A 7143-nucleotide genomic window follows, 5' to 3' on the forward strand; every position below is an offset into this window, starting at 1 on the left:
ATTCTCCACTTCTACTATAAAAAAATAGTAGCACAGACCATGGCCGTGGTCTGTGCTACTAATCTTAGTATGTTTTTTTTGTTTCGAATGCATAAGATAGTGTTAAACGAATAGTAAGGAAGTGAAGGATGTGGGGCTATATAAAAATAAGGTGAATCATCCGGAAATTTTTATAAATGAACACGAAATAAAGGATAACAATCAAAGTTTCTATAAAAGAAATTTTTTACATGATCTTCTGGAAGAACAGAAAGCAGTAAATAAAGAGTTACTATTCTCTTTCCATATGTTAAAAGAATCTTTTGAAAAACAGTATGAAGTACAAAACCGTCGATGGATGGAAACCAATCAGAGACTGGAACAATTGAATGAGTATAATAGTAAAAGGGAGAAGATGGAAAAAGAAACGATTCAAAGACTTGAGAAATTAGAAAATAGCCAAATTGAACTCCATAAAGAGTTAATCACAGACAATAAATTAAAGGATTCCATCTCGAACGAAATGGAGACCATAAAAATTCTTAATCACCAATTGATTAATCAAATACAACTAAATGAAGCAGATCAAAGGGAACTTGAAAACAAGATAAGTAAGATGATGGAAATAAACATAGATATAAAAGAAAAAGTTACTGATTTAGAGAAAAAGCAAGTGACTGTTTCTGAGAAACTTGACCAACATGAAGCATTAATGGAGAAGATATCTAGACAGTTAACATTTTTAAGATCAATTTTATTTGAACGAACTCATGATTTAGCAGAAAAAATTGAAAATGTATATAAATATATGGAAAATTGGTTCAATCAATGGTTGAAGAGAAATGATGAAAATAAATTGTTGGATGAAAAAGAAAAGGAATTAAAACAAAAACATTATCATTTTCAAAAATAGGATTAGTTAGAAAAAACGAGGAAGCTCTATTATTGACTTCCTCGTTTATGTTGTTTTTACAATATGGAATGTTTCTTCAACAAATCGTTTATAAGGTGTCGTTGGCAATGGCTCCATATATTTTTTTGCAATATCTATATAATTCATAGCTTTTTCGAACTTATTAAGGCGATAGTAGCAAAGGGATATATAGGCATAAATGACATAATGAATAGATAGGTCAAACGGATGTACGTGATCATTCGGGTAATCTTGAATTTTTAGCAGATATTGCAAAGCTTCTTCATACTGATTCATTCTAAATAAATATTTTCCTTTGACTATCGAATAATACATTTCAAAAGATGGATCTATCGAGTCAATATTTGAAAGCTGTTCAATATAGGTTATAGCCTTATCATATTGGTGAGAAATTTCTAGTAAGTATTCCGCTTTAAAGAAGTATACTACCCATTTTAATTCTTCGCTTTCTAAAAATTCCGCGAGCAAAGATAATTTATGTAAATAATAATTCATGTCTTCATCAACACCGTTAATCATTGCATAAAAATAGGCAACACGATATAGATGATCAATTCGATAAAGTATATTTTTTTCTTTACTTAAAGAAATTGCACTCGTTAACTGATTGGCTGCTTCATCATATTTTCCGATGGCAAATAGAAGAATCACTTCATTGTAACTTAAGTCTAATTCTGCCAATACATTTAATGTTATATTTTTTTCTTTAAAAAACTTCCTCTTCTCACGAACAAATCTCAGTGCATCCTCATAATCAAAGTTCTTCATCTTTGTATACATAATGAAGGAATGAATCTTTGTAGCTTCATTAAATAAATTTAGAGATAAGTAAATTTGTTCCGCCTTCTCTAAATAAATGTTCCAATCGTTTTTTCCTAGATAAAAACTACTCATTCCAAACCAAGTAAGTATTTCCCCAGCTTCTATACTTAAAGGTAATTCAAGTTTAATAATACTGTTTAATTTTTCATAAACATTTTTGTAGTTTTTTTGTTCAAATTGCGGTGAGACATCGTTTATAATTTCTCGAAGTTCAGTGACACTAATTTCTTGCAACAATACATTAACCTCTACATCTAATCGTTTGGCAATGTAATTGAGGCTTTCCATTGACGGTTTTGCTTTATCGTTTTCAATTAAGCTTAGCATCCCTTTTGTGAGTTGATTTCCTGCTAAAGATTCCAATGTTAATTTCTTTTTTTTTCGTAATGCACGAATTCTACTGCCTAGTGACGTCATTTTTCCTCCCCGTATCTATTTTTTGTTTAATTATATTAAACTTTTTATTGAAAGAAAAGTCAATGTATGATATATTTTGTTTAATTAAATTAAACTTTTTGAGGGTGAATCAAATGGATGAAATACAAAAACTTAAAAGAGCGACCTACCATCTTTGGACATTTGTAATAAGTAAGTTTATTTCTACGTTTGGCAATAGTGTGTATACGTTTGGTATTAGCTTATACGTATTAGGTTTAACAGGGTCGGCAACAAGCTTCGCATTAAATATGATTTGTAGTGTCCTTCCACGTACGATCATTGCTCCTATAGCAGGATATATTGCGGATAAATATTCAAAGAAGAAATTGGTCATCGGTTCCCAGTTCATGGCTGTATTAACGGTAAGTGGATTATTATTATACAGTACGTTTATGGATTTGACATTGATGGCTATTTATGTAACAACAGCTTTATTGTCCATTGCATCCGTTTTTACAGGGTTAACATTCTCTTCTTCTGTGAGAAATTTAATTGATGACGCACGGATCCAGAAAGCCATGGCATTAAACCAAGCTTCTGTCTCTGTTTCAACCATTTTAGGACCGGTTGTTGGCGGGATCATGTTCGGATTAGTATCGATGAAAGTGTTTTTATTGATTCATATCGTTTCTTATGTCATTGCTTTATTACTTGAATCAACAATGAATTTTAAGTTGTTTACGACAAAAACTGAAGACACGCAACCAACAGAGAAAATGCTTGTAGGAATTAAAAAAGGTTTTCATTATATGCGTCAAAGAAAAGTTATTTGGGTAATTGTATGTACAGCATTGATTATTAACTTTTTTATCGTTTCCTTGCTCGTTGGTCTTCCATATATGGTGGTAGAGTTATTGAAAATCAACTCCCAACATTTTGGAATAATCGAAGGTATGATGGCAGTTGGAATGTTAGTCGCATCGATTTATTTTTCTATTAGAAAAGAATTTAAATATCCGCTAATCGTTACAAAAAGAGGGATTTTATTACTATCGCTCACAGTAATAGTTTCAATTGTTCCAATATTTTTATCATTTCAATATGCAATGACAGTTGCTTATTATATTTTTCTAACTTTTACTATTGGTGTACTCTTAACGTTTACAAACACACCAATTGGTGTCATGATGCAGAAAACGGTTGATGAAGAATATCGTGGGAGAATATTTGGTATTTTAGAGACATTTGCACAAGCAATGATGCCTTTAGGAATGATTGTCTATGGATTTTTACTTGATTGGATAGGTCCAGTTTGGAGTATTTTACCATCGGGCATTTGTTTAATTCTTGTCACGCTATATTTAATGAGGCCATCGATTATAAAAGAGGCATACCCGGAATTATACCATAACCAAGTATCATTAACTGAACAGGCTTAATTCATTCAAAACCACAGTAAATGTTATACTGTGGTTTTTTTACTGTTTGTTTGATTAATCATTTATATGATACTTTATTATTAACATCATTTCGAAGAGAATCTTTTTAAAATTGAAAACCTTTTATATAAGGATTTTATGTATAGACTATTTTCTGAAATGAAATTTTATTTCAATATGAAAAATTAAGGGTGTGGATAAGATGGGTTCTTTACTTTTAAGGATAGAGCAGTGTTTAAATAAATTATCAGATGCAGAGAGAAAAATTGGTGAATATGTATTGAAACATCCGGAATTAGTTCCAAATATGACTACGAAAGATTTATCTAAAAATAGTAATGTGAGTGAGTCGAGTGTCATACGTTTTTGTAAATCCATCGGAATTGGAAGCTTTAAATCCTTTAAAATGGAACTAGTGAAAGATATTACACTTTCAGATATTAATATCACAGACTTTAATATATTACAGAAAAAAGATAAACCATATGATTTATTTCAAAAAGTAACATATGTGAATAAAGCGGCTATAGAGGCAACTCCAGCTTCTCTAGACAGGAAAGAATTTGAGAAAGCAGTGGAAATATTAGGTGAGGCCGATCGAATTGTCTTTTATGGAGTTGGAGGATCTGCTACTGCTGCGATTGATGGTTATTATAAGTTCACTAGACTAGGATATCAATGTACAACACATCAGGATTTCCATTTCCTATTATCATTCATTCCTTATTTAAGTAAGAAGTCTGTATTTATTGCTATAAGCATGTCAGGGAAGACAAAGGATGTGTTGGAATTAACAAGGTTTGCGAAATCAAAAGGTGTTACGGTAATGGCAATTACAAATATTGACAAGTCTCCTCTTTATAAAGAGGCGGATATACGGCTATGTACTCCGATTGTAGAGCAGGATTATCGCATTGCCAGCATCCCTTCAAGAATGACCCAGCTAACGATCATCGATTCATTGTATTTAAGTGTATTTCATATGAAAGGTGAACAAGTCATTAAACAATATAAAGAAGCTAGAGATGAAGTTATCCGTTTAAGAAGATAAAAAAATCCAATAATAACTTTAAGTTATTTTGCAAGACATTTTGAAATTTTATTTCACGAAATTATATAATTTTATTGACACTTTATTTCTTTAAGGTAAAATGAAATTATAAAATTAAATTTTACTATAGGGGTGATACAATGCTAGAAAAATTAACAACAGAATTAAGAAACCCCAAGAGCATGGATTTAGATAAAAAGTCTGTGAAAGAAATCTTACTATTAATGAATGAAGAAGATTCTACCGTTCCATTGGCTATAAAGAAAGAAATTGACAAAATTGAAAGCGCTGTCAGTGAAACAATTAAAGCTTTTAGAAATGGTGGCAGACTCATCTATGTTGGGGCAGGAACAAGCGGTCGACTAGGTATATTAGATGCTTCTGAGTGCCCTCCAACTTTTGGTGTAGATCATTCATTAGTCCAAGGTTTAATAGCCGGGGGAGAAAAAGCCATCTTGAAAGCTATTGAAGGCGCTGAAGATGATGAAGAACAAGGAAGCAATGATTTAAAAGCGATTGGACTTAATGAAAAAGATGTTGTAGTTGGTATCGCAGCGAGCGGTAGGACTCCATATGTAATAGGTGCACTAAAATATGCAAACGAAGTTGGAGCTTCAACCGTAAGTATTAGCAATAATAAAAACTCGGTTATCGGGAAAATAGCAAAAATCGCAATTGAAGTTGAAACTGGTCCAGAAGTGTTAACGGGTTCAACAAGATTAAAAGCAGGTACTGCACAAAAATTAATATTGAACATGATTTCTACGACATCAATGATAGGTATTGGAAAAGTTTATGAAAATTTGATGGTAGATGTTCAGCCAACGAATAAAAAGTTAGTTGAACGTTCCAAAAGAATTATTATGGAAGCTACTGGTGTTGACTATGAAACCGCTCAAAACTATTTTGAGAAGGCAAATCAACAAGTTAAACCGGCCATTGTGATGATCTTATTAAATTGCTCCTATGACGAAGCAATTGACAGACTTGATAAGGCAAATGGTTTTATCAGAAATACAAAATAAATAATTACGAAAAAGGTTGGAGGGGAAATGATGAAAAAGGAAGAAGTATTGGCAAGAGGGATACTTGAGAATATCGGTGGAAAAGAAAATATTCAATCTTTTACCCACTGTATGACAAGGGTCCGTATGAATTTAAAAGACGATAGTAAAGCAAACATTGAAGGATTGAAAGATTTAGACGGGGTAATGGGTGTGATTGAAGATGAGACATTACAAATTGTTGTCGGGCCTGGTACAGTAAATAAAGTTTCAGAACACATTACCCGTATAACAGGAATAAAAATGGGTGAGGTCTTGGATGTTAATGAAGATGATCCCGTAAAACTGAAAAAGAATGAACTAAAAGGGAAAAACAATACACCGGTCAAAAATCTTTTACGCAAAATTGGAAGCATTTTCATTCCTTTAATTCCTGGTCTTGTTGCTTCAGGTATTATCAATGGAGCTGTTGGCTTTGCTAAAAACGCAGGTGTGGATCCAACACTTACATGGATGCAAATCCTTACAATTTTAGGCGGAAGTATATTCGGTTATTTAGCGATTGTTGTAGGTTGGAATACTGCTAAGGAATTTGGTGGAACACCAGTATTAGGTGCGATTGCAGGTATTATAACGATGCATCCAGGCCTAGGTGAAGTAGTTCTATTCGGACAAAACTTAGTTGCTGGTAGGGGCGGATTATTTGGAGTCATGTTTGCGGCTTGGTTAATGGTATTTTTTGAAAAACAATATAGAAAATTTGTACCAAATGCCGTAGATATTATTATCACGCCATTACTTACACTCTTAACAGTTGGTATTTTAACGATTGCAGCTGTTCAACCAATTGCAGGTTTTATTTCGGATGGTATTACAAGTGCAATCCATGTCATTCTTGATGTTGGTGGCGTTGTTGCAGGTGGATTATTAGCAGGTTTCTTCTTACCTTTAGTTATGTTAGGGCTTCACCATGGATTAACACCAATTCATATGGAGTTAATAAATACCGTCGGTTCTACAGCCTTACTTCCAATATTAGCCATGGCTGGTGCTGGTCAAGTAGGTGCTTCAATTGCCATTTATGTTAAAACAAAAAATAAACGTATTAAAAATGTTATTAAAGGTGGATTACCAACCGGTTTCTTAGGAATAGGAGAACCATTATTGTACGGGGTAACATTACCATTAGGACGTCCGTTTATTACAGCTTGTTTAGGTGCCGCTGTAGGTGGAGCGTTCCAAGCTGTGATGCATACAGCTTCAGGTGGTATTGGGGTTTCTGGTATCCCATTAATTCCACTTATTGTAGATAATAAATATTTGATCTACTTCTTAGGACTATTAATCACTTATACTGCTGGTTTCTTATTTACGTATTTCTTTGGTTTCAAAAGAGAAATGGACGAAAACTTTTAATGATTAAACATTGAAAAAGGGGGATAAATGTCCCTCTTTTTTAAAAGATAAGAAAGTATAAAAATTTGGGTCTACCACAGTCATTTAAGCTGTGGTATTTTCATTTTATGGAGACCAATA

6 protein-coding genes are annotated in these 7143 nt (G+C 32.7%); 5 read left to right on the plus strand and 1 reads right to left on the minus strand.

The window, feature by feature from the left end; translation table 11 throughout:
• The first annotated feature begins 130 nt into the window (after positions 1-130).
• Positions 131-892, plus strand: a complete 762-nt coding sequence (locus AC3ASS_RS13250) for a coiled-coil domain-containing protein (protein ID WP_488283997.1) — start codon at positions 131-133, stop codon at positions 890-892.
• Between the two features lie 45 nt (positions 893-937).
• Here AC3ASS_RS13250 and AC3ASS_RS13255 read toward each other — a convergent pair whose 3' ends face one another.
• Positions 938-2152 carry a helix-turn-helix domain-containing protein gene (locus AC3ASS_RS13255; RefSeq protein ID WP_488283998.1) on the minus strand — a complete coding sequence of 405 codons (1215 nt, stop codon included), beginning with the start codon at positions 2150-2152 and terminating at the stop codon, positions 938-940.
• Positions 2153-2265: 113 nt separating this feature from the next.
• Between AC3ASS_RS13255 and AC3ASS_RS13260 the strand changes: the two genes are divergently transcribed.
• The 4 genes from AC3ASS_RS13260 (at position 2266) to AC3ASS_RS13275 (ending at position 7023) form a co-directional block, all read left to right on the plus strand.
• Positions 2266-3552, plus strand: coding sequence for an MFS transporter (locus AC3ASS_RS13260; protein ID WP_488283999.1), 1287 nt, complete (start codon positions 2266-2268; stop codon positions 3550-3552).
• Between the two features lie 202 nt (positions 3553-3754).
• On the plus strand, positions 3755-4603 hold the full coding sequence (locus AC3ASS_RS13265) for a MurR/RpiR family transcriptional regulator (protein WP_488284000.1): 849 nt from the start codon (positions 3755-3757) through the stop codon (positions 4601-4603).
• 140 nt (positions 4604-4743) lie between these two features.
• Positions 4744-5628, plus strand: a complete 885-nt coding sequence (gene murQ / locus AC3ASS_RS13270; protein ID WP_488284001.1) for an N-acetylmuramic acid 6-phosphate etherase — start codon at positions 4744-4746, stop codon at positions 5626-5628.
• A gap of 30 nt (positions 5629-5658) precedes the next feature.
• Positions 5659-7023, plus strand: a complete 1365-nt coding sequence (locus AC3ASS_RS13275; protein WP_488284002.1) for a PTS transporter subunit EIIC — start codon at positions 5659-5661, stop codon at positions 7021-7023.
• Positions 7024-7143: the final 120 nt, after the last annotated feature.

It is taken from the genome of Bacillus sp. JST-5 (assembly GCF_057747715.1).